This is a genomic window from Pseudomonas sp. GM33 (genome assembly GCF_000282295.1).
Classification (GTDB): domain Bacteria; phylum Pseudomonadota; class Gammaproteobacteria; order Pseudomonadales; family Pseudomonadaceae; genus Aquipseudomonas; species Aquipseudomonas laurylsulfatiphila.
In genome coordinates, this window is sequence record NZ_AKJO01000127.1 from 1 (window position 1) to 2564 (window position 2564).

The window sequence follows — 2564 nt, forward strand, 5'->3', positions numbered from 1 at the left end:
TGTCGGTGAGCCCAAGGTGCTTGACCTGCCGCAACGGCGGGTGAAAATCCACGAGCAGAAGACTTTCGAAGTCACCGAGTACGAAGTCACGCGTCACTATGACCGCTATACGCCGTACCAACCCTGGCGGGAGATCTATGAAATCCCGCTGGGCGCGGTGGCCGTGGTGGCGGGTGTCGGTGCCAACGTGGTCAATGTGTTCGCCCTCGGCAATCTGCCGGACAGCGTGACCAAGGACTGGCTGAGCTACGGTTTCGCCGGGCTCAACCCGTTCATGAACGTGCAGTCCCATGGCCGCGCGCAGCAGAACCTGGCCGGTATTGATGAAGTCCAGCGCGACAAACGCACGGAGTACTCAAGCCTGCCCTGGAGCGAGCGCCCGGTCGAGGTCAAGGCCGGCAAGGAAACCTTCGAACTGACTACCGACAAAAACGGCGTGTTGCGCCTGAATCTGTTGGATAACCCGTTCGCCGAACATGACATCAATCATCTGAGCCGCTTGCTGATTCGTGTTGAGGCCGCCCAGGACAACGTGCACACCGATGCCACCCTGGCCGTCAGCAGCACCTTGCGCAGCAAGCTCTATGAGGCCCACGGGCTGATTTATGACGACCTCGAAGGCGACGAAGTCAACCAATGGGTCCACCGGGTCAAACGCCTGTCGGAGCTGGGTCTTGAAGAAGAAGCCAGTGAGCTGGAACAGAGCCTGATCGAGCTGACGCGCAACGATCCGGAATTGCAGACCGAGTTCCTGAAGTCGCTGGCCCGCAATGGCGAGCGACTGGTGGCGAATCCGGGACTCAATTAAAGCCAAAAAGCTTCGCGAGCAAGCCCGCTCCCACATTAATCCAATGTGGGAGCGGGCTTGCTCGCGAAGGCGGCCAGACATTCACCGCCCAACCTCAATCTTCCACTACCTCTCAAACAACTCCATCTGCTCGAACCCGCCCCGCAAGTCCTCCAGCCGCACGCCGACGCCCAACAACCGCACCGGTTTACCGCCACGATTGAACGCCTGGGTCAACATCAACTGATAACTCCCCAGATCCCGCCCTGCTCCGGCTTGCTCCAGCGTGGTCTGGGTAAAATCATGGAACTTCACTTTGACGAATGGCTTGCCCGGACGATAACTGCTGTCGATTCGCGCCATGCGACCGGCCAGGGTCTCCAACAGCTCGGGCAACTTATCCAGACAACTCTTCAGGTCCGGCAGGTCAACGTCGTAGGTATTTTCGACACTGATTGACTGACGACGACTGTCGTTGTGCACCACACGCTCATCAATTCCACGGGCCAGGCTCCAGAGTCGCTCACCAAAGCTGCCGAACTCACGCACTAGCGCCAACTTGTCCCACTCGCGCAGTTGCAGGCAATCCGTGATTCCCAGCTTGCCCAGCTTGTCGGCGGTGACTTTGCCGACCCCGTGCAGCTTGCTCACCGGCAAGCCACTGACAAAGTCCTCGACCTGGTCCGGAGTGATGACGAACAGCCCGTTGGGCTTTTTCCAGTCACTGGCGATCTTGGCCAGAAACTTGTTCGGCGCCACGCCCGCCGACACGGTGATGTGCAACTGATTGGAGACCCGACGCCGGATGTCCTGGGCAATTCGCGTTGCACTGCCAGCGAAATGCGCGCTGTCCGACACATCGAGGTAGGCCTCATCGAGCGAGAGCGGCTCGATGATCTCGGTGTAATCGCGAAAGATCGTATGGATTTCCCTGGACGCTTCTCGATAGGCATCCATGCGTGGCTTGACGATGGTCAGGTCCGGGCACAGCTTCAAGGCATGCCCTGAAGACATCGCCGAACGCACTCCGTACGCCCGCGCTTCATAATTGCAGGTGGCGATCACCCCGCGCCGGTCCGCCGACCCGCCCACCGCCAATGGCTTGCCGGCCAGACGCGGGTCATCACGCATCTCAATGGCGGCGTAGAAACAATCACAGTCGACGTGGATGATCTTTCGCTGAGTCATGGCAAAGCAGAGTTCATGGCAAGGAAAAGGCGTGTTGGTGTGACGGACATCCAGTATCTCACCGACACCTGTATATAGCACCAGTAGTCTGAATGTTCTTTTCGAGGCGTGGGAAATGTCGTTGGTAAATTTATTTTTTCAATCAGAAAAACATTCCCGATAGAGCCGCAGGCCTTGCCCCGCCTGCCTCACAGGCTGACAAACCCGCTCATCGGCAAGCTAACCGATTGAAGATGAACAGGTTTTATCTGAATTGAAGGTTGACACCCCGGCGTATCTCTATAGAATGCCGACACACAGACGCGGGATGGAGCAGTCTGGTAGCTCGTCGGGCTCATAACCCGAAGGTCGTCGGTTCAAATCCGGCTCCCGCAACCAAACATCAAAAAAGGCTACTCGAAAGAGTGGCCTTTTTTGTGCGTGCCTGTTTTGTATCGCCTGCCGTCAAAACAAGGTCTGGACACTCAGCGACGGCAAAACTGGAAATCGTTCTGATTCCGAAACTTAGGCCATCACTGCGACCGTTTGCCGCAATTCAACGTTTATTTGACCTGCTTCAGGATTAACGGTTGACACCCCGGCGTATCTC

2 protein-coding genes and 1 tRNA gene are annotated in these 2564 nt (G+C 57.3%); 2 read left to right on the forward strand and 1 reads right to left on the reverse strand.

Features of this window, described 5'->3' with window-relative positions:
* On the forward strand, positions 1-808 hold an 808-nt coding region (locus tag PMI26_RS07155), incomplete at its 5' end, for a hypothetical protein (RefSeq protein ID WP_007977671.1).
* 105 nt (positions 809-913) lie between these two features.
* Here PMI26_RS07155 and dinB read toward each other — a convergent pair.
* Entirely contained in the window at positions 914-1975 is a 1062-nt protein-coding gene (gene dinB / locus PMI26_RS07150; protein ID WP_007977673.1) for a DNA polymerase IV, read from the reverse strand.
* Positions 1976-2276: 301 nt separating this feature from the next.
* Here dinB and PMI26_RS07145 point away from each other — a divergent pair.
* Positions 2277-2353 (forward strand) — tRNA-Met (locus tag PMI26_RS07145).
* Positions 2354-2564: the final 211 nt, after the last annotated feature.